This window comes from Stutzerimonas sp. C6.4V, from assembly GCF_058536345.1.
Window position 1 is genome coordinate 1885987 of record NZ_JBZUBM010000001.1, and the last position, 19419, is coordinate 1905405.

Sequence of the window (19419 nt, forward strand, 5' to 3'; positions counted from 1 at the left end):
AGTCACCGAAAAATACGGAATGCGCAACGTTGCGAGGAGAGACGCCGCCTACTGGCTGACCACCACGCCTGCCCAGAAGAAACCTCTGGCAGAGCCAGTCGGGAAGGAGCGCGTGGCGGCGCTCCGGGTGAATCAGAACGGCATCTTGAAGCCAGGTGGAAGCTGCATGCCATCGGTCATGCCGGCCATCTTCTCCTTGCTGTTCTGTTCGATCTTGCGAACGGCATCATTGACGGCTGCCGCGATCAGGTCTTCCAGGATTTCCTTGTCTTCCTGCATCAGGCTGTCATCCAGGCTGACACGCTTGACGTCGTGGCGACCGTTCATCACAACGCTGACCAGCCCGGCCCCGGACTGCCCGGTAACCTCGGCGTTCGCCAGTTCTTCCTGCATCTTCTGCATTTTTTCCTGCATCTGCTGCGCCTGCTTCATCAGGCCTGCCATGCCACCTTTCATCATGGGGATCACCTCTGGTAGATCAGGATACGGGTTGCTCTATGGGTTCGATGGTGCCGTCGCGAATCACCGCGGCGAATTGCTGCATCAGTTGTTGCACCAGCGGATCGGTCTGAATCGATTGTTCAGCTGCCCGCTGACGCTCCCCACGACGGCGGGCCGCCGCTTGGGCGGGAGTTTCCTGTTGCGGGGTCTGCAACTCGATATCGAGCTGCAGCGTACGCCCGTGGAACTGACTCAACGCTTCGGTCAGACGACGATGCTGGGTCGCGTTGAACAGTGCGCTCTGGGCAGGATCGAGATGCATCAGCCAGCGATCGCCTTCTACAGCGATCAGCGTACAGTTCGCCGCGATGCTACCAGTCAGTCCAGTCAGTCCCAGTTTGAGATAGAGGTCCAGCCACTCCGCCGCAAGCCCGGTGGCAGGTTGTATGGCAGGCGCAGGCTCAGCCACTGCAGGCTTCTCCACCGGGTCATCCAGCCCATCGAGAAAGGCCTCGGCCTGGGTTTCGACCTCGAAGTAGTCCTCGTCGGTCAATGGCGGTTCATCGTCGTCCGGCTCGTTGACCTCGACGACCGCTGCCTGATGCTCCCGCTCTTGGGGTTGTCCGACCGGCCGCTGCTCGAGGGCTTCGCTTTCCACTGCCACGGGCGGCGTGGACGGCGGCTCATTCCAGGGCAAGTCAACGATGGGCGGCGCAACGGGCTGAGGCTCGTGCGCAGGTTTTGCTGCCGGCTGCGCCTGATGCACAGCAAGTGAATCGGCCGCTGTTGGCGCATCGGCCGGCTGTGGCGGTTCCAGCGGAGCCGCTGCGATGGGCTGCACCGCAGCGGCTGGCTTGGGTTGCAGGTCGGGTACCGGCGAAGCCTGTGCGGCCGGACCGGCCACTGCGCTTGGTTGGGAATCAGTCGTGGCCGGACTGATTCCAATCGTCTTTAGTGATGTTCGCGGCGCGTCTTCACTGCCGGCGGGGCGAAACGCGAGCATCCGCAACAGCACCATCTCGAAGCCGCTACGCGGATCGGGCGCCAGGGGCAGGTCACGCCGGCCAATCAAACCCATCTGGTAGTAGAACTGCACGTCTTCGGCAGGCAATGCCTGAGCCAGGGCGAGCACACGGTCGCGGTCGCCCTGCCCGTTATCGACCGCATCGGGTAGTGCCTGTGCGACGGCAACACGATGCAGCACGTTGAGGATCTCGGCCAGGACGCCGCCCCAGTCCGGCCCCTGCTCGGCTAGATGGCGAACCGCCTCGAGCAGTGCACGGGCGTCGCCCTCCAGCAACGCCTGCAACACACCGTACACCTGGCCATGATCCAGGGTGCCCAGCATGCTGCGCACATCGGCTGCGAGTACCTTGCCCTCACCAAAGGCGATAGCCTGGTCGGTCAGGCTCATGGCGTCACGCATCGACCCGTCGGCCGCGCGGCCAAGCAGCCAGAGCGCATCTTCCTCGAAGGGCACCTGCTCGACACCCAACACGTGGGTCAGATGCTCGACCACCCGCTCCGGCGGCATGTTTTTCAGGGAGAACTGCAAGCAGCGCGAAAGAATCGTGACCGGCAGCTTTTGCGGGTCGGTCGTTGCCAGCAGAAACTTGACGTGTGGCGGCGGCTCTTCAAGCGTTTTGAGCAATGCATTGAACGAGTGCGACGAAAGCATGTGCACTTCGTCGATCAGGTAGACCTTGTAGCGTCCACGGCTCGGGGCGTATTGCACGTTGTCGAGCAACTCGCGGGTATCTTCGACCTTGGTACGGCTGGCAGCGTCGACTTCGATAAGGTCAACGAAACGCCCCTCGTCGATTTCACGGCAGACCGAGCACTGTCCGCAGGGCGTCGAGCTGATACCGGTTTCGCAGTTGAGGCACTTGGCGATAATCCGTGCGATGGTGGTCTTGCCCACGCCGCGGGTGCCGGTAAACAGATAGGCGTGGTGCAGGCGTTGGCTGTCCAGCGCGTTGATCAGAGCCTTGAGCACATGCGTCTGGCCGACCATTTCGCGGAACGTGCGCGGACGCCATTTACGGGCTAGGACCTGATAACTCATAACACCATCGCGGGATAAAGCAGAGGATGGGCAATGCTAGCGGAGCAAGCCACAAATTGCATCCGGCCTGTGCTCCGGGACAACGAACCGTAGCCTTGGCAGGTCATGCTTTCAAGATCGCGCCAAGGGCCCTCACGATCTGCTCCAGGCGTGGCTGACCCGCGCCAAGGCTGACCTGCAACCCATCAATCTCTCGACGGGCAGGATAGTCCTTGCGCAGCCGATCGAAACCGGCTCGGCGCTGAACCTCGTCGCCAACCAGGCTCCGACGAAAGGCCGCATCGTCGCGACGCGGGTCATAGACGGAGCGGCAGAGGGTACTGAGCATTTGTGCAGGATCGGCCGAAGGATCGAAGACAAGCCCACGCAACGGTGCCTTCGGCATGAGGTCAGCCAGCTCCACCGTCGGCTCCAACCCTTTCGCCGCACAGAACGCTCGATAGACCTGGGCGGTCCCCCGGAGCTTGCCGTCCAGGCTGTAGCCGGCGATATGCGGGGTGGCAATCCAGCACAGTTCCGCCAGCTCGACGTCTACCTGTGGTTCCCCTTCCCAGACGTCGAGCACAGCCTGAACGTCCGGGCGCTGGGCAAGCTGGACGCGTAAAGCCGAGTTATCGACGATCGCTCCCCGAGCTGCGTTGATCAGCCAGGCCCCGGGACGTAGCTGCCCCAGACGATCCTCATTGAAAAGATGGAAGGTGGCGTGATTGCCTTCAAGGATCAACGGAGTGTGCAGGCTGATGACATCGCATTCGGACAGGATCTCGTCAAGGTCGACGAACTCTCCCAGTTCCCGAGCCTGACGAGGCGGATCGCACACCCGAACATCCCACCCCAGGCCACGCAGCACTTCCACAAGCCGTCCGCCGACCTCGCCCGCACCCACCACGCCGTAACGGCGTTTTGACAGGTCCACACCTTCGCCTTCTGCCAGGGCCAGCAGGCTACCCAGGACGTAGTCCACGACACCGCGGGCATTGCACCCAGGCGCGCTGGCCCAGTCGATCCCGGCTTCGTCTAGGTAATCGAGGTCGAGATGATCGGTGCCGATCGTGCAGGTACCGACGAATCGCACCGCGCTGCCTTCGAGCAACTCCTGATCCACACGGGTTACCGAGCGCACCAGCAGGACATCCGCCTGCTCCAACGCAGCCCGGTTTATGCTGCGACCGGGCATGCGGCGGATCTGTCCATGCTCTGCGAAAAACGCGTCGACCAATGGGATGTTTTCGTCAGCAAGAATGCGCATGAGCGAGCTCCATTTATGATCGGCACATTCTAGACTGCCCGGCCCGTCCCTGCCGCCTTCCCCAGAACGATCGCCGCGGCGTAGACTAGCTGGCTTCCTGTATACAATCGGATAGCCCAGCAATGCCCACTGAGTTGAAACTCAGGCGAGTTCGCGACGAACTCCGCACCCTCTTTGCCCTTGCCCTGCCCATGATGATCGCCCAGCTGGCAAACACCGCCATGGGCTTTGTCGACACCCTGATGGCCGGACGCGTCAGCCCTGCGGACCTGGCCGCCGTGGCACTGGGCAATTCCATCTGGGTCCCTGTGTTTCTCCTGGTCACAGGCGTCATCCTTGCCACCACGCCAAATGTTGCCCAGCGTTTCGGCAGTAACCAGCACGAGCAGATCGGACCCCTGGTGCGCCAGGCCCTGTGGATGGGGCTGGGGATCGGCTCGCTGTTCGCGCTGCTGATGTGGAACGCCGAGCCGGTACTGCATCTGATGCAAGTGGAGGAGGCCCTTATCGCCCCCACCATGGCGTACCTGCGCGCGGTTGCCTGCGGGTTTCCGGCGGTCGCTCTGTACCAGGTGCTGCGCTGTTACAGCGATGGGCTCGGGCATACCCGCCCCAGCATGGTGGTGGGCATTCTCGCGCTGATGCTGAATATCCCGCTTAACTATATTTTCATCTACGGTAAGTTCGGCCTGCCTGCCATGGGCGGTGTCGGCTGCGGCTGGGCCACGGCAACAGTGATGGGTTTCATGCTTGTCGCAATGTTGTTCTGGGTTCGCCGCGCCAGTTATTACCAGCCAAGCAAGCTGTTCAGCCATTTTGAATGGCCGCAGTGGCCGATACTCAAGCGCCTGCTCTCGGTGGGCGTGCCAATAGGGGTCGCGGTGTTTGCCGAGGCCAGTATCTTCTCGGTGATCGCGCTGCTTATCGGCGGCCTGGGCGCGACTGTGGTTGCAGGCCACCAGATTGCGCTGAATTTCACCTCACTGATTTTCATGATTCCTCTTTCCCTGGGCATGGCGATCACCATCCGTATCGGTCAGGCGCTGGGGCGCAGCGCACCACGAGACGCTCGCTTCGTCGCAGGGGTGGGCATCGTCTCGAGCCTGGTGTACGCCTGTTTCTCGGCTGGCAGCATGCTGCTGTTCAGCGAGCAGATCGCACGCATCTACACCCCCGACCCTGCCGTGATCGCAGTGGCGGCCAGCCTGTTCTTCTATGCAGCCCTGTTTCAGTTCTCGGACGTTGTGCAGGTCACTGCCGCGGGCGCGCTGCGGGGTTATCAGGACACGCGCATGACCATGGTCTTTACGCTGTTCGCTTACTGGGGCATTGGCTTGCCCGTCGGCTATCTGCTGGGCCTGACGGATCGGTTGGGTGAGCCCAGCGGACCAGCCGGCCTGTGGCAGGGCCTGATCGCCGGTCTGAGTTGCGCCGCGGTGTTGCTGAGCATCCGGCTGATACGCAGCGCCCGCCGTGAGATACGCCAGCAGGCACGGCGGCAGCGAGTCGCCTGATTCCCCGCCTAGACTTCCAATGCCAGCATCACCGCACTCAACAACAGGAAGCCGCTGAAAAGAAGACGCAGCAGCCGCTCAGGCAAGGCATGGGCCAGTTTCACGCCCAGGCTGATACTCAACAGGCCACCGACCGCGAGCGGCAATCCCAGCGCCCAGTCAACCTGTCCATGCGAAGCGTAAGTCGCCAGGGTCACCGCCGTACTGGGCGCCGCGAGAGACAGGGAAAGGCCCTGGGCGACAACCTGGGACGTGCCGAATACCGTCGTCAGTATCGGTGTAGCCAGTACCGCTCCACCTACTCCAAAAAGACCACCCAGCGCGCCCGCCCCCGCACCGAGAGCCCCAAGCCATGGCCAGGGGTGACGCAGGTCGGTGCCGCCCGGCTGCGGACGGAGAAACACACGAAGCAGGGTGTAAGCGGCAAGCGCCAGCAGAAAACCGACAAAGCCGATTCGCATGCGCTCGGCGTCCAGTGACACAGCGACAGCCGCACCGCCGATGGCAAAACAGAAACTGGTGATACCCAGCGCAGCCGCATGCCTGATGTCGATCCGATTACGTTGGTGGTAGCGCCAGATGGCCAACATCACATTGGGCACCACCATCACCAGCGCTGTGCCCTGCGCCAGTTGCTGGTCGAGGTTGAACAGCACACCCAGCACCGGTATTGCGATCAGCCCTCCTCCGATACCGAAAAGCCCACCGAGCGTGCCCAGGGCCATGCCCAGGACGATGTTCAACACAATTGAAAGCAGGTCCATCGGTCACTTCCAGCCACGAAAACGGTGATGCTACTGCCCGCAAGCTGGCACGGATACGCAAAGCCACGCACAATGCTTTTGCGCTTAACGCAAAGGCATGGATCGATATGCAGCCCGATGTTCTAACCGGCCAGCTCAAGCTGTTTCTCGATGTGCTCGACACCGGTAGTTTCTCCGGAGCGGCACGGGTGCACGGCCTCACCCCTTCGGCCGTCGCCAGACGCATAGACGCGCTGGAGCGCTCCGTCGGTTGCCAGCTGGTCAGTCGGAGCACCCATGCGATTCGCGCCACGACGGCTGGCCAGGCCTTTGCCGAGCGAGCCAGGCGCATCGTGCAGGAGCTTCATCTGGCGCGTGCGGAGATGGCCTCGTTGCAGACCGCGCCCGAAGGTCGCATCCGTATTGATGCGCCAGCGCCTTTCGGACGTCGGCATCTGGCGCCTGCACTTGCCGAATTTCTTCAGGCGTACCCCGGCGTGGACATCCAGCTGCGCCTGATCGACAGTTTCACGGATCTGCATGGCGAGCACCTGGGCGAGGTTGACCTTGTGCTGCGCATTGGTGAATTGGCCGATACGCGACTGGTCGCAACAGCGCTCGCGCCGATGACACGCATCGTCTGCGCCAGCCCTGGCTATCTTCAACGCAGGGGGATGCCACGCAACGTGGCGGAGCTGCCTGATCATGACGGACTGGACTGGGACGCCCTGGCGCCACCCTACGCCTGGCGTTTCGAATACGAAGGAAAGTGGCAACTGTTACGCCCGAAACGGCTCCGGATGCTGGCCAATAATGCTGAAGCATTGCTCAGCGGCACCCTGGCGGGCCTCGGGCTGGCACATCTTCCAACCTGGCTGATCAGCGACCACCTTCTTCGAGGGGAGCTGCTGCCGCTGTTCTGCGAGCAGGGCCTTCCTCTGCCGGAACCAAGCGGCATCTATGCGTTGCGTCTGACCAGGGAGGCTGACTCGAGAACCAGGTTGTTGCTGGAGTTTCTCAGGAACCGCTTCGGCCCGATCCCGCCGTGGGATCAGGCGCTGCAAAGCGGATTGAGGACAGGTTGACGGGCTGAAATTACATCGCGCAGGCGGAGAGTTCCTGAGTAACCCCCCAGCCGTCCACTACGCCGCCCAAGGGCTCGACCAGATTTTCAAGATCCTGTTCGAAATCGCCAATGCCATCGAAGGTGGCGTACATGACTTTGCTTACCTGAAGATCCCAGGCCCCGTCGTCACGCGATGATATCTGGGTGTTGACGCACTCGCCGCGAAAATTGCTGGCCGCTGCAATCGCCTGCTCCTTGTCAGGAAAAACGGCATAAAACTCGATGGGATGGACACGGGCAAAGTCGAAACCGCCCTCTTTCATACGCATCAGAACGTTGCTGCTGACATCTTCATGGAAGGTGGTACTCATAAAAAACAACCTCCTCTCAAGCGTGGATGGTATTGGCCAGCCCCGAGCCCACTCAAACGTCCCGGAAAGACCAAATGATCACGATCGCTACATGAAACGGCGCGGCATCTGCATGCTCACGATGACAAGCTAGCAGGCTGAACGCCCGGCTGCATCAACAGAATCAGACGCAGCGCATGGCAACTCAAAAAAAAGAAGCTGTCAGTGAGATAGAACCGCGCAGATTGCGGCAGTTCAACCCCGCTCCAGCGCGGGCACCTTGGATCCTTGATTTCGGTGGACGCAAAAAGACCTGCGCCGGAAACCGGGCAGGCCTTCACCCATCAGCAACATCGCACGTCTGGATGATGGTCGCTCAGTCGTTACTGGGCTTGCAGATCGCCTGAAGCAGATACTGCGGAAGCGCGAACGCCCCGATATGCACATGAGGATTGTAGTAACGCGTGACGATTCCACTGCCGGCAAAACGTTGGCAGAGCGTCTCCAGTGGCAGCTTGCGGCTGCCAGCGTCGCAGGCGCCCCAAGCGAAAGTCATCGAGCCGCCGATATAGGTGGGTATTGCCGCCTGGTAGAAATGCCAGTCGGGAAAGAGCCCCGCCATCCGCTTCGCCGTTGTCTGCACTTCGGCCAGTTGCATGAATGGCGTGCCGTTCTGCGTAACCAGAATGCCGCCATGCTCGAGGCACCGGCGACAGGCCTGATAGAACTCCTCGGAAAACAACGCTTCGCCCGGCCCGATGGGGTCCGGCGAATCGGAGATGATCACGTCGAACTTCTCTTCGGTGGTGGCGACGAAGCGCATACCGTCATCGATCACAAGGTTCAGCCGGGCGTCCGCGAAAGCCCCTTTCGAATGCTCGGGTAGGTACTCCTGGCAGATGTCCACCACAGTGCCGTCGCGCTCGACCATGGTGATGCTTTCCACATCCGGGTGCTTGGCCACCTCCCGCAACAAGCCGCCGTCGCCGCCGCCAATGATCAGGACGCGCCGCGCCAGCCCATGCGCCAGGATCGGCACATGGGCGAGCATCTCGTGATAGATGAATTCATCGGCTTCGGCCGTCTGGATCACCCCATCCAGCGCCATGACACGCCCCATGCGTGCGTTCTCGAAGATGGTCAGCTGCTGATGTTCGGTACGCGCCTCGTACAGCATCCGATCGACCGAGAATCGTTGGCCGTACCCCTCGTAGAGAGTTTCCTGATAGTCGCTCATGGGCTATCTCCATGATGGATGGCGTAGAGGGTCGGCCGCGCAAAGCGCAAATGACCCAAGGCAAGAACAGGCATTCTACTTTGGTCGTATGACAGCGGGATACCAAGCGGCGGTCAACGTCTGCCTTGTGAAGACATGCCTATCCATGGTCGTTATAGCGCTCGCTTGGTGAAGCCTTGGCGGCCAGGCGATATGCAGTCCCGAGCTACGGCTTGGTCGTCTGACCGCAGAGGACCGGCGGATGCCAGTGCGCACCACCGGTACTGAGCGGTCCCTGATGAACCGCTAGCCTGCCAATTGGCTACCGGTACCTGCAACCAAGAGAAAACGGCAGCAGGGCCCCGCTGCCGTCTCGGCATTACTCGGTGGTACTCAGCACGCCACGCTGGATCTGATCCCGCTCGATGGATTCGAACAGCGCCTTGAAGTTGCCTTCGCCAAAGCCGCTATCGCCCTTGCGCTGGATGAACTCGAAGAACACCGGCCCCAGCACGGTGCCGGAGAAGATCTGCAGCAACAGGCGCTGCTCGCCGTTTTCCTCCGCCCCGTCGAGCAGGATGCCGCGGGACTGAAGTTCCTCCACCGGCTCGCCGTGGTTGGGCAGCCGCCCTTCGAGCATCTCGTAGTAGGTCTGCGGTGGCGCCGTCATGAAGACAGTGCCGCGGGCTTTCAGCTTGTCCCAGGTTTCGATCAGATTGTCGGTGAGAAAGGCCACGTGCTGGATCCCCTCGCCATTGAACTGCATGAGGAACTCCTCGATCTGTCCGGCGCCCTTCGATGACTCCTCGTTCAGCGGGATGCGGATCATGCCGTCCGGGGCAGTCATGGCCTTGGATGTGAGCCCTGTGTACTCGCCCTTGATGTCGAAATAGCGGATCTCACGGAAGTTGAACAGCTTCTCGTAGAAATCGGCCCAGTAGGCCATGCGCCCGCGATACACGTTATGGGTCAGGTGGTCGATGAGCTTCAGGCCAGCGCCGACCGGATGACGATCGACGCCGTCCAGGAATACGAAGTCAATGTCATAGATTGAGCTGCCCTCGCCAAAGCGGTCGATCAGATACAGCAGCGCACCACCGATGCCCTTGATCGCGGGCAGGCGCAATTCCATCGGCCCGGTGGGCAGCTCCATGGCCTGCGCGCCCAGTTCCAGCGCCCGGGCGTAGGCCTTTTGCGCGTCCTTGACGCGAAACGCCATGCCGCACACCGAGGGTCCATGCTCGGCGGCGAAATAGGCCGGGATCCCCGTCGCCTCACGGTTGACGATGGCGTTGATCTGGCCTTGGCGGTAAAGCGCGACGTTCTTTGAGCGGTGGTTGGCAACGTGGGAGAAGCCCATGCTTTCCAGCACCGGCTCGATGACGTTCGGGGTGGGCGAGGCAAATTCGATGAATTCGAAACCCATGAGGCCCATGGGGTTTTCAAACAGGTCGGCCATGATTGGCTCCTTGACTGGCTGTGCATTGGATGGAATGACGAGAACAACCGTCAGCCCGGCGGTGCACAGGAAATACCCCGAACGCTGCGACCAAGGTGGTCGCCAAGGGTCAGTCGAAAGCCGAGGATTTTCATCTTAGGGCCTGTCTGGCTGCTCTACAGACGCAAGCGGATGCCGCGCCGCAACGCGCTGTTCTGGCTTGCCGAAGCGGAGATCGTGATCTCTGGACAGGACTGCGCACGGCTTGAAGCCTTCATTCGCCTGCTGACCAACCCACGCCGGCACCGGATCTACAGCCACCGGCAGCCCGCGTAGGCGCTTGACTGGAACCGAACGACAATGCAACTCGTGCAATGCCGCCGCGAGAGAAGTGCAATGGTGTTGCGCGTGCGATTCCATGATCAAGGCCTGCAAGGTCGCGCTTTGTCAGCGCTCTATTATTTTTTTGCGTAATCAAATTACGTTAAGCGGAATCTGCGTGAGTCGCGCGCCAGTGTCAAGCCTCACCCGCTGTCAGCGCGGCCGAGAGCCAACGCTCCCTTCAGGGTAGCGCCGATCCACGGCCAACCTTTGCTTGATTGCTCGAGGCAAGCCCCGAAAGGCTCAGGGCCTGGCGGGACACCTCTTTCCAGCGGCGTCAGACGAGGGTCTCGACCCGCTCACCTTGCCTCACAAGAAGACCTCTCTGCGCGCTCAACACTGGTCATGTCAGTGGCGTCATCACCGCGGCCTGATAGGCCGGACGCTGTTGCAACCGCTCGTACCAGCGGCACAAGTGATGCAGATCTGGCCGTTCGATGGGCATCTCGAACCAGGCATAGGCGAAGCAGCCCAGCGGAATATCGCCCATGCCAAAAGAGTCGCCGGACAGATAAGGCTGCGTCGCCAGCGTCTGGTCGGCGATGGCGAGCAGCCTGCCACACTCATCCAACGCCGCCTGCACCGCGGCAGTGTCGCGCTGCTCTGGTGCGGTACGCACGATGTTCCAGAACAGCGGCCGGAACGGTGCTGCCAGCGTAGATGTCGTCCAGTCCATCCACTTGTCGCCATGGGCACGTTGGGCGATATCCGGATTCCACAGCACGCCTTGGCCGTACCGAGCCGCGAGATACCGTACGATGGCGTTGGATTCCCACAAGACCAGCTCGCCATCTTCCAGACAGGGGACGAGCTTGTTGGGATTCCTGGCGGCATAGTCCGCCTCGCCAACCACGCCAAAGGCTCCGCCGGCGTCAATGCGCGTATAGGGAACCTGCAATTCTTCGAGGGCCCAGAAAACCTTTTTCACATTGGTCGAGTTGCTGCGTCCCCAGAGTTTCAGCATGGCGATTGCGCTCCTGTGCGGCATCGATGACGACTCCCTTCACCCTAGCCTTAAAGCTTTACCGTCCGCCACCGCTGAGCGCCTATCGAGACCTGCCCTTGTCCGCCAGCAGTCGCGTCGCGCCCTGAGCCTTTTGCGTGTACCAGATGACCCGACTGACACCACGGGTGATCGCCACGTAGGCCAGACGCAGGCTTTCATCGGCCATGGCCTGATCGTAGCTGTTGCGAAAGAACCCGCAGTAGGCGTAGAGCGCATTGCGCAAGGGGTGGCGTTCGGGCGGCAGACAGTCATCGACAATGATTGCGACCTCGGCCTGCAGCCCCTTGGCGCGGTGGATCGTGTAGGTCCTGACCGGCCATTTGCGGTCAAGCTGCGCCTCGATTGCGCGCAGGGGTTCGTTGCGCCGACTGAGGACCAGGACCGCGTTGCGATCGGCATTCGGCCGACCGGCAACGTGTTCGCACTGAGCCTGGATCTCCCTGATCAGATCAGGCAGGCGGGACTTCACATCGAAACGGGTTACCAGCTTGACGCCGTGATCGCCCTTTTGCGTGGTCCTGGCGGCCTTGCTGACCTTCGCCTGCTTGAACGCCACGCCAGCGAGCACCGATTCGCCGTCGCGAATGACGGGTTCGATGGAGCGGTAATTGGTTTCAAGCATCAGCACCCTGCTCTTTTTCGACGCGCCACGACCGGGGAAATACTTGTCGAAATCCATGAACAGCTCCGGCGAGCTGCCACGCCAGCCATAGATCGACTGCCAGTCATCTCCGATGGCCATCAGGCTTACCGCCTCGCCCCGGCGTGCCAATGCGCTGTGCATCGCCTGCAGCCACTGGACGATCTGCGGTGAGATGTCCTGGAATTCATCAATCAGCAGATGACTGAACGGGGCCAGAGCGGCGGCGGACACGTCACGCTCCGATGCGGCCAATCGTTGTGTCAGTGCCTGAAAAGCCCCGTTGAAGGTGATCAGCCCCTGGCTTTCCAGCAGCGCCTGGAAATGCTTCCAGAACAGGATCAACGCCTCGACGAATGACCGTTCACGTGCCTGGCAATCCATTCGGGCAGGTTGCATCTGATCGATTCGAATGCCGATGCTTTCGATGAAACCGGCCTGGGTGTAGAACGCCTCGAACAAAGGCATCGGCGCAAATTCGCCGGGCAGCTTGAAGGCGTCCAGCGGCGCCTTGGGTGCGCGGTCGCCTGGCGGTGGCAGCTGCAACAGCTCGTGCACCAGGGCTCGGAAGGCTTCGACTTCGGCGTAGCAACTCTGGTAGGCCTGTTTCAGCAGGCGCTGCTGTGCGGGCCGCAAACGCGAGGAAGTCAGCGGATTATCCAGTTCGGTAGGCGACGCGCCCTTCTCGTCCAGCTGCTCGAACCAGACCGGCTTGCCCAGCACTTCCCGGGCCAGCAGCGCCATGGCCGAATGGAAGGTCCGTACGCACTGGCGCGCATCGGCCGGGTCGAAATCGACATTCCAGAAGCCCAGCACACGGACCAGCTGCTCGCGCAGTTGCGCACAGGAGGCGTTGGTAAAGGAAATCACCGTCAGCCGCTCCGGCGTGAGGTTCATGTGGCACATCATGAACACGACGCGCAGCACCAGCGTGGTGGACTTGCCAGAACCGGCACCGGCGAAGATCCGCGTCACCGGGCTGTCGCTGAGGATCATGGCCCACTGCTCGTCCGATGGCGCGCAGACCACACCCGCCTCGACAGCCCGACCAACCCGCAGTCGCATGGCCTGAATGTGCGACTCGCCGACTGGCAATTTCGCCGGCCCATAGATGCCCTCGCTGGCGGCCTGGCGGGGCTTGGCTTTCGCCTTGACGGCATTCGGGTCCCCGGATGGTCGCTTGGGCGTGCGGCTGGCCTTGGTCTTGGCACGACCGGCCGGTTTTACGGGACGTTTGCCGGTCTGTTTTGCAATCTGCTGCACGCTGGCGCCGGGCCAGCGACGCAGGAGCAGTTCTTCTTCCGATTTCACATGGGCCGACGTACGGGGAAAACAACGCGCCAGGGCTCCGGACAGCAGGAGTTTGTAGCGCTTGACGGCAGACAACATCAGGAAACCAACCAGAGCATCAACAGGTGGTTGATATGGTAAGGGTTTTCCGGCGTCACCTGTTGGCCGTACGAGCAGTGGCGTGCCGGAGAGCGCCGGCGTCGTGCAGCCGGTTAACGCCTGCGGATGCCGTATTTGTGCAGCTTGCGATACAGCGTATTGCGGCTGATTTTGAGATCCTGGGCGACGCGACTCATGTGCCATTGCCGCGTCTCCAGCATGGTCAAGAGCGTATCGCGCTCGGCAGCGCCAAGCGGATCCGCCACCGGCTCGAGCACCGTTGTCGCAGGCGGCAGCACCGCGTTCACATCCGAGGTCAGGATGCGCCCGTCCTCGGACAGCGCGATCAGGGTACGCAGCAGGTTGCGCATCTGCCGCGCATTGCCCGGCCAGGCATAGGAAAGCAGCCGTTGCCGCGCATCCGGCTCCAGCTGCACGCTTTCGCCGCTCGCTTCCTCGGCCACCAGATGATCGAGCAAGGCGTCGAGGTCGCTGCGCTCGCGCAGCGGGAGCAGGTTCACCACCAGGCCATTGAGGCGATAGAACAGGTCCTCACGAAACGTACCTTGCGCGACCATCGCCTGGAGATCACGGTGGCTGGCGCTGATCAGCCGTATATCCAGAGGGGTCGGTGATACCGCGCCGAGCGCAACGACTTCGCGTTCTTCCAGCACACGAAGCAGCCGGGTCTGCAGGGCCAGCGGCATGTCGCCGATCTCATCGAGAAACAGGATGCCGCCATTGGCCTGTTGCAGCTTGCCGTTCATGCCCTCCTTGCGTGCACCGGTAAAGCTGCCCCCGCGATAGCCGAACAGCTCGCTTTCGATCAGCGTGTCGGGGATGGCTGCGCAGTTGAGCGCGACGAAAGGCTTGCCCGCCCGAGAGCTGCCGCGATGCAGGGCCGCGGCAAAGGCCTCCTTGCCAGTACCGGTCTCGCCGTGCAGGAGTACCGGCACATCTCGCTCCAGCACTTTCAGCGCACGCTCGAAGCCGGCGCGCATGGACCGGTCATGAAGACACAGCCCCACCGGGATAGGCGCCACATGCCGCCGGGCCGGCTGAACCTCGCGCATCGTCGGGCCGCGCAGCTGTCCGTGCAGCAGCTGACCGCCAGCGGTACGAAGCGGCCAGCATGCGCCCGGCTGGGGTGATGCGCGTTGCAGCAACTCATCCAGCCGAATGTCCAGTATCTGTTCCAGCGACCGGCCCAGCAGCGCATCACGGCGGCTGCCGAGCAGATTCAGCGCGGCGTCGTTGGCAGCGCTGATCTGGCCGCCACCATCGAACGCCAACAAGCCCTCGCTGAGCAGGCCGATGTATTCGGGTTGGGCATGAAAGCGCAGCAGGTAGGCGCCTTCGCAGTGTTGCAGGAAGAAGCAGCTTTCGATCAGCTTGGCCGACAGGTTGGTCAGCGCCATGGTGTGAAAGCGCCGCTGGTGCGACAGCTCCTCACGAGCCGAAGATACGTTCAGCACCGCCAGCAGTTCGCCCTGCGGATCGAAAACCGGACTCGCCGAGCAGGTCAGCGTCGCATGGCGGCCGCGGAAATGCTCGTCGCGGCAGATCGTCAGCGCCTGGCGTTCCAACAGGCATAGACCTACACCATTGGTGCCCTCCACGGCCTCGTCCCACACTGCACCGAGCCATAGCCCTGCGCGCTGGAACTCCGGCCGCTCCGCCTCGCTGGACACGCTATCGATCACCACACCTCGGGCGTCGGTCAAGAGGATGGCGTGACCACCTCCACCCAGCTGCTGGTGCAGGCTGTTCATCTGCCAATGGGCCACGCTGGCCACCTGCTCAAGTTGCTGGCGATGCTCTCGCAAGCGCGTCTGCTCGACTACGCAGGTGGCCCGGGCGCTGCCTGGGTCGAGCCGGTGCTGGTCCAGACACCGACGCCAGGACCGGGCGATGGCGGGGTCAGAAGCTGGCCCATGGGTTATGTCCAGCCCCTCGCCGAAACTGAGAACCTGATGGGCATGCCGAGCGATCTGCGGTGACGTCATTGTTGTTGTTCTCCGCGCTGTTTCTGGAGCGGTCTGCGCCAGCATAGGCCAATCGACGGCGCACCGCATGCCGTCTCGGACAGGGGACAGACTGTCACGCCTGACTGTGTCAGATCTGAAACAGCCGCTACCTGGTCGACGGACCGACCTGGCCGCTCACCCCGCTCAGGCTCGGGCATCGCATGCGAATGGCCCGGCCTTTGCTCTGATCACTGGGCAACGCGATGTAGATAACGCTGTGCACAGGCGCACCGCGTGCATAACAAGAACTTCACTGAAGGACGTGCGGATGAACATCAGTATCGACACCATGGCGCCTACCCAGACCCCGACCGCCCAGCTCGCGGCCTGGGTCGACCGTCTCGGTCAGCGCCTCGCCCAGCGGGATGTGGACGGCACCCTCGAGCTCTTCGCCGAGGACTGTCATTGGCGTGATCTGGTCCTGTTCAGCTGGAATCTGGTCACTCTGGAAGGCAAGGCCGGTATTCGCGACATGCTCGAGACCCGCCTCGAAGCTACCCAACCGGAAAACTGGAAGCTCGAAGGCGAAGCGACCCTGGCCGACGGCGTACTCGAGGGCTGGATCAGCCTGGAAACCGAGGTAGCACGTGGCAAGGGCTACGTGCGCCTGAAGGACGGCCTGTGCTGGACGCTATTGACCACCATGCGCGAGCTCAAGGGATTCGAAGAGCCTCTCGGCCGCCGCCGGCCGCTGGGCGCCGAGCATGGCCATGGTCGCGAGGACAAGCGCAACTGGCTGGAAAAACGCCGTGATGAAGAGGCGGCACTGGGCATCACCGAACAGCCCTACTGCCTGGTGATTGGCGGCGGTCAGGGAGGGCTGGGGCTGGGAGCCCGACTGAAGCGTCTTGGCGTACCCTCGCTGATCATCGACAAGGCCGAGCGCCCCGGCGATCAGTGGCGCGGACGCTACAAGTCGCTGTGTCTGCATGATCCGGTCTGGTATGACCATATGCCCTACCTGCCCTTTCCCGAACACTGGCCGGTGTTCACCCCGAAAGACCAGATCGGCGACTGGCTGGAGATGTACGCAAAGGTCATGGAGCTCAACTACTGGGCGAAGACCGAGTGCGTTAAGGCGAGCTTCGACGAAGCGGAAGGCCGCTGGACCGTCGAAGTGATGCGCGACGGCAAGCCGATGACGCTCAGGCCAACGCAGCTGATCCTCGCCACCGGCATGTCCGGCGTGCCCAATGTGCCGGTCTATCCCGGTGCCGAAACATTCGCCGGACAGCAGCACCATTCCAGCCAGCATCCGGGCGGTGATGCCTGGCGCGGCAAACGAGCGGTGGTCATCGGGGCCAACAACTCGGCCCATGACATCTGTGCCGACCTGGTGGAAAACGGCGCCGAGGTCACCATGGTGCAGCGCTCCAGCACCCACATCGTGCGCTCCGACTCGCTGATGGAGATCGTCTTCGGCCCACTGTATTCGGAAGAGGCCCTTGAGAGCGGCCTGACCACGGACAAGGCCGACATGCTTTTCGCATCGATTCCCTACAAGGTGATGCCCGAGTTTCATCGCCAGGCATTCGAGCAGGTCAAGGAGCGCGACAAGGCGTTCTACGATCGGTTGAGCGCAGCGGGATTCATGCTCGACTTCGGTGACGACGAGTCTGGCCTGTTCATGAAGTATGTCCGCCGCGGCTCGGGCTACTACATCGATGTCGGGGCATCGGAGCTGATCGCCAATGGCACCATCCGGCTCAAAAGTGGGTCAGGCCTCAACGTCGAGCGGATCGAGCCGGATGCGGTGATCCTGAGCGACGGCAGCCGCCTGCCGGCAGACCTGATCGTCTACGCCACAGGCTATGGCTCGATGAACGGCTGGGCAGCCAGACTGATTTCACAAGAAGTTGCCGACAAGGTCGGTCGCTGCTGGGGGCTGGGTTCCGGTACGACCAAGGACCCGGCGCCCTACGAGGGCGAACTGCGAAACATGTGGAAACCAACCCAGCAGCAGAACCTCTGGTTTCATGGAGGAAACCTGCACCAGTCGCGGCATTATTCCCTGTACCTGGCGCTGCAGCTAAAGGCGCGTTTCGAGGGGCTGGATACGCCTGTGTACAAGCTCGCACCAAGCTTCCATTGCGGTTGAACTAAGAGAGCCATGGGGCCTTCGCAGCCTGCGCAGGCCCCTTTTGCTAACAGGTATCCAGCCGAGCCTTCGCCTCGTCCGGATACTTTTGCAGTCGCCCCGCCACATCGAATAGCCTGCAGCTCCGACTTTCCGGTTACCGCTACGAAGTAGGTGTTCATGTCCCGAATCGGTTTTGCCTGCATGTACCGCCATCCCGGCCACAGCGAGTCGCTGAAGGAACTGGAAACCATTGAGCGGGCCTTCAATCCGCGCTCCACTACGCTGCGCTGGCTCAACAGCGTTACGCAGGATGTCGCTCGGGAAAAGCTGAATAGCATCATCAAGCACAACCTGGCTGCGCAATTACGGCTTCTGAACTACGTCGGAACGCTACCGGGCGAGTTGCGCATGCTGCGCCTGAGCAGTGATCTGCTGCCGTTCTACAGCCACCCGGAGGCCGCTGACTTCTATCGCCAGACCGATGTGCGCGGCCTGATCGAGCGGCACTTCGCCCGTATCGGCGATCGCGCCCGGGAGCTCGACATCCGCCTGTCCTTCCACCCGGGACAGTACTGCGTGCTCGGCTCGGACAAGCCCCAGGTGGTCGAAAACAGCCTGGCAGAGTTCGAGTATCACGCCGACATGATCCGCATGATGGGCTTCGGTCAGAGGTTTCAGGATTTCAAATGCAACGTCCACATCGCCGGCCGACTGGGCGCCGAAGGGGTCCGTGCGATCTGGCCGCGACTGTCCCGGGAAGCGCAAAACTGCATTACCTTCGAGAACGAGGAAAAGACCTACGGCGTCGATGACTGCCTGCAACTGGCCGACCTGGCGCCGGTGGTGCTCGACATCCATCACTGCTGGATCAACGAGGACGACTACATCGATCCCCACGCCTCCCGCGTGGCACGGATCATCGACAGCTGGCGGGGCGTGCGGCCCACGATGCACTACTCGCAGCCACCGGAGAGCCTGATGGAGTCCGGCTTTTCGCCAGACGACAAGCTGGAGATGCCGGCCTTGCTGGCGAAAGTAAACAAGCGCGAACTCTATAGCCACAGCAAGCGCATGTGGAATCGCTGGACCAACCTCTACGCTCGAGAATTTCTCGATCGTTTCGACATCATGTTCGAAGCCAAGGACAAGAACCTGGCGACGCTCGATTTCCACCGGGACTACATGGGATAGGCGCCCCAGTCATTTGAACCACTCGAACCAGACCCACACGGCAAACAACACCAGGCCGATGATGCCGATGGGCTTGGCGTGCCGATTCCAGAGATCCAGCGCCGCCTTTCCGGCAACCTTTATCAGCAGCGCAAGCCCGAAGTAGCGAAGGCCGCGGGCAGCGCAGGCGGCAGCCAGGAACAGTGCGATCGGATACCCGCTGGCTCCGGCGACGAGCATGGCGATCTGGAAAGGTATCGGAATGATCCCGATCGCCAGAATCGCCTTGAACCCCTCTTGGCGAAACTGCTGGTCGAAAGCGTCGTACGCTTCCTGACCACCGAACATGGCGACCAGGGTGTCGCCCCACTGATCCATTGCAAACACGCCGAGGTAATAGCCCAGGGTCGCCGCAGCAAGGTTTCCAGCGAGAGCGACAGCTGCGATACGCCATTTGCGATGAGGGTGACAGAGCATCCAGGGGATCAGGATCACCTCGATCGGTATCGGGATGAGCAAGGTTTCCATCATGGATGCCAGGAACAGCAGCAGCATGGCGTGGCGGGATCGGTCCAGTCGGTCGAGCCAGGCACGTGCGGAAGTCAGATGGGGTTGAGGCATGAGTGGGTCCAGTTGATGAGTCA

General features: G+C 61.9%; 17 protein-coding genes. 6 read left to right on the top strand and 11 right to left on the bottom strand.

Annotated elements, in window-relative coordinates:
• Positions 1 to 132 precede the first annotated feature (132 nt).
• The 3 genes from AC4LFW_RS08810 to pdxB all read right to left on the bottom strand — a co-directional run bounded on the left by AC4LFW_RS08810 (position 133) and on the right by pdxB (position 3755).
• Positions 133 to 459 carry a YbaB/EbfC family nucleoid-associated protein gene (locus AC4LFW_RS08810; RefSeq protein ID WP_025241324.1) on the bottom strand — a complete coding sequence of 109 codons (327 nt, stop codon included), beginning with the start codon at positions 457 to 459 and terminating at the stop codon, positions 133 to 135.
• Between the two features lie 19 nt (positions 460 to 478).
• Positions 479 to 2506: a DNA polymerase III subunit gamma/tau gene (gene dnaX / locus AC4LFW_RS08815; protein ID WP_491818704.1), complete on the bottom strand. Its 2028-nt coding sequence runs from the start codon at positions 2504 to 2506 to the stop codon at positions 479 to 481.
• Between the two features lie 103 nt (positions 2507 to 2609).
• Positions 2610 to 3755, bottom strand: coding sequence for a 4-phosphoerythronate dehydrogenase PdxB (gene pdxB / locus AC4LFW_RS08820; protein ID WP_491818705.1), 1146 nt, complete (start codon positions 3753 to 3755; stop codon positions 2610 to 2612).
• Between the two features lie 122 nt (positions 3756 to 3877).
• Here pdxB and AC4LFW_RS08825 point away from each other — a divergent pair, with 122 nt between their 5' ends.
• On the top strand, positions 3878 to 5269 hold the full coding sequence (locus AC4LFW_RS08825; protein WP_491818706.1) for an MATE family efflux transporter: 1392 nt from the start codon (positions 3878 to 3880) through the stop codon (positions 5267 to 5269).
• 8 nt (positions 5270 to 5277) lie between these two features.
• Here AC4LFW_RS08825 and AC4LFW_RS08830 read toward each other — a convergent pair whose 3' ends face one another.
• On the bottom strand, positions 5278 to 6033 hold the full coding sequence (locus tag AC4LFW_RS08830; protein WP_491818707.1) for a sulfite exporter TauE/SafE family protein: 756 nt from the start codon (positions 6031 to 6033) through the stop codon (positions 5278 to 5280).
• 107 nt (positions 6034 to 6140) lie between these two features.
• On the opposite strand from AC4LFW_RS08830, the gene AC4LFW_RS08835 reads away from it, so the two are divergent.
• Complete coding sequence (locus AC4LFW_RS08835; RefSeq protein ID WP_491818708.1) at positions 6141 to 7097, top strand: LysR family transcriptional regulator; 957 nt, start codon at positions 6141 to 6143, stop codon at positions 7095 to 7097.
• A gap of 10 nt (positions 7098 to 7107) precedes the next feature.
• On the opposite strand, the gene AC4LFW_RS08840 is transcribed toward AC4LFW_RS08835, so the two are convergent.
• From AC4LFW_RS08840 to hppD, 3 genes are all read right to left on the bottom strand, one after another.
• The gene (locus AC4LFW_RS08840; protein WP_491818709.1) at positions 7108 to 7449 is read right to left on the bottom strand and encodes a ribonuclease E inhibitor RraB; all 342 of its coding nucleotides are present in this window, start codon (positions 7447 to 7449) and stop codon (positions 7108 to 7110) included.
• A gap of 355 nt (positions 7450 to 7804) precedes the next feature.
• Entirely contained in the window at positions 7805 to 8665 is an 861-nt protein-coding gene (gene speE, locus AC4LFW_RS08845) for a polyamine aminopropyltransferase (protein ID WP_491818710.1), read from the bottom strand.
• Positions 8666 to 9023: 358 nt separating this feature from the next.
• Positions 9024 to 10103: a 4-hydroxyphenylpyruvate dioxygenase gene (gene hppD, locus AC4LFW_RS08850; protein ID WP_491818711.1), complete on the bottom strand. Its 1080-nt coding sequence runs from the start codon at positions 10101 to 10103 to the stop codon at positions 9024 to 9026.
• Between the two features lie 171 nt (positions 10104 to 10274).
• On the opposite strand from hppD, the gene AC4LFW_RS08855 reads away from it, so the two are divergent.
• Positions 10275 to 10418 (top strand): hypothetical protein, encoded by a 144-nt coding sequence (locus tag AC4LFW_RS08855; RefSeq protein ID WP_491818712.1) that lies wholly within the window; start codon positions 10275 to 10277, stop codon positions 10416 to 10418.
• A gap of 388 nt (positions 10419 to 10806) precedes the next feature.
• On the opposite strand, the gene AC4LFW_RS08860 is transcribed toward AC4LFW_RS08855, so the two are convergent.
• The 3 genes from AC4LFW_RS08860 to AC4LFW_RS08870 form a co-directional block, all read right to left on the bottom strand.
• The gene (locus AC4LFW_RS08860; protein WP_491818713.1) at positions 10807 to 11427 is read right to left on the bottom strand and encodes a glutathione S-transferase; all 621 of its coding nucleotides are present in this window, start codon (positions 11425 to 11427) and stop codon (positions 10807 to 10809) included.
• A gap of 82 nt (positions 11428 to 11509) precedes the next feature.
• Positions 11510 to 13498, bottom strand: a complete 1989-nt coding sequence (locus tag AC4LFW_RS08865) for a UvrD-helicase domain-containing protein (RefSeq protein ID WP_491818714.1) — start codon at positions 13496 to 13498, stop codon at positions 11510 to 11512.
• A 113-nt stretch (positions 13499 to 13611) separates the two neighbouring features.
• On the bottom strand, positions 13612 to 15222 hold the full coding sequence (locus tag AC4LFW_RS08870; RefSeq protein WP_491818715.1) for a sigma-54-dependent Fis family transcriptional regulator: 1611 nt from the start codon (positions 15220 to 15222) through the stop codon (positions 13612 to 13614).
• Positions 15223 to 15231: 9 nt separating this feature from the next.
• On the opposite strand from AC4LFW_RS08870, the gene AC4LFW_RS08875 reads away from it, so the two are divergent.
• From AC4LFW_RS08875 to uvsE, 3 genes are all read left to right on the top strand, one after another.
• Positions 15232 to 15498, top strand: coding sequence for a hypothetical protein (locus AC4LFW_RS08875; RefSeq protein WP_491818716.1), 267 nt, complete (start codon positions 15232 to 15234; stop codon positions 15496 to 15498).
• A 295-nt stretch (positions 15499 to 15793) separates the two neighbouring features.
• Complete coding sequence (locus AC4LFW_RS08880) at positions 15794 to 17623, top strand: NAD(P)-binding domain-containing protein (RefSeq protein ID WP_491818717.1); 1830 nt, start codon at positions 15794 to 15796, stop codon at positions 17621 to 17623.
• A gap of 159 nt (positions 17624 to 17782) precedes the next feature.
• Positions 17783 to 18796, top strand: a complete 1014-nt coding sequence (uvsE, locus tag AC4LFW_RS08885) for a UV DNA damage repair endonuclease UvsE (RefSeq protein WP_491818718.1) — start codon at positions 17783 to 17785, stop codon at positions 18794 to 18796.
• A gap of 9 nt (positions 18797 to 18805) precedes the next feature.
• Here the strand turns inward: uvsE and AC4LFW_RS08890 are convergent, their stop codons facing one another.
• Positions 18806 to 19396 carry a YqaA family protein gene (locus tag AC4LFW_RS08890; protein ID WP_491818719.1) on the bottom strand — a complete coding sequence of 197 codons (591 nt, stop codon included), beginning with the start codon at positions 19394 to 19396 and terminating at the stop codon, positions 18806 to 18808.
• Positions 19397 to 19419 lie beyond the last annotated feature (23 nt).